We start from the raw sequence: 1447 nt of genomic DNA on the forward strand, positions 1-1447 counted from the left end.
GCTCGACGAGGCGTGCGGCGCGGTTGTAGCCGATGCGCAATTGCCGCTGCACCGACGAGATCGACGCGCGCCGCGTGCGCACGACGAACGCGACGGCTTCGTCGTACAGCGGATCGGCTTCCGCGTCCGGCGTTTCGCCGAACAGGTCCTGCGTAGCCCCGTCGGCGGTCGGGCCGTCGAGGATCCCTTCCTCGTACTGCGGCTCGCCGAACTGCTTCAGGTACTCGACGATCCGGTGCACTTCCTCGTCGGCGACGAACGCGCCGTGCACGCGCTGCGGATAGCCGGTGCCCGGCGGCAGGAACAGCATGTCGCCCATCCCGAGCAGCGATTCGGCGCCCATCTGGTCGAGAATCGTGCGCGAGTCGATCTTCGACGACACCTGGAACGCGACGCGCGTCGGGATGTTCGCCTTGATCAGGCCGGTGATCACGTCGACCGACGGGCGCTGCGTCGCGAGGATCAGGTGGATGCCGGCCGCGCGCGCCTTCTGCGCGAGGCGCGCGATCAGCTCTTCGATCTTCTTGCCGGCGACCATCATCAGGTCGGCCAGCTCGTCGATCACGACGACGATCAGCGGCAGCGTCGACAGCGGCTCGGGATCCTCGGGCGTCAGCGAGAACGGGTTGCCGATCTTCTTTTCCTTCGCTTCGGCGTCGCGGATCTTCTGGTTGAAGCCCGCGAGGTTGCGCACGCCGACGGCCGACATCAGCCGGTAGCGCTTCTCCATCTCGCCGACGCACCAGTTCAGCGCATTCGCCGCGAGCTTCATGTCGGTGACGACCGGCGCGAGCAGGTGCGGGATGCCTTCGTAGACCGACAGCTCCAGCATCTTCGGGTCGATCATGATGAGCCGCACGTCCTCGGGTGTCGCCTTGTACAGCAGCGACAGGATCATTGCGTTGATCGCGACCGACTTGCCCGAGCCCGTCGTGCCCGCGACGAGCATGTGCGGCGCCTTCGCGAGATCGGTGACGACCGGGTGGCCGGTGATGTCCTTGCCCATCGCGATCGTCAGCTGCGAGGCCGAGTGCTGGTACTGGCGCGATTCGAGGATTTCCGACAGGCGGATCATCTGGCGCTTCGAGTTGGGCAGTTCGAGGCCCATGCAGGTCTTGCCGGGAATCGTCTCGACGACACGGATCGACGTGAGGCCGAGGCCGCGCGACAGGTCCTTCATCAGCCCGACGATCTGGCTGCCGCGCACGCCGAGCGCGGGTTCGATCTCGAAGCGCGTGATCACGGGGCCGGCCGACGCGCCGACCACCGTCACCGGCACCTTGAATTCCTGCAGCCGCTGTTCGATCACCTGCGCCGTCTGCGCGAGGTGTTCGTCGGTGATCGTTTCGATGTCGCCGGATGCGGGCTCGAGCAGGTCGAGCGTCGGCAGTTCGACGTTGAACGACGCGGGCGCGTGGAATTCGAACGCGTTCGGGCGCGGCTGGCG

At 66.8% G+C, this 1447-nt stretch carries 1 protein-coding gene; it reads right to left on the bottom strand.

What is annotated here, in order from left to right; genetic code table 11:
- A partial coding sequence (locus tag JYJ84_RS36610) for a DNA translocase FtsK (protein WP_275890775.1) occupies window positions 1-1447 on the bottom strand: 1447 nt, incomplete at both ends.

Origin of the sequence: Burkholderia sp. LMG 13014, from assembly GCF_905232215.1 — a bacterium.
In the GTDB taxonomy this organism is placed as follows: domain Bacteria; phylum Pseudomonadota; class Gammaproteobacteria; order Burkholderiales; family Burkholderiaceae; genus Burkholderia.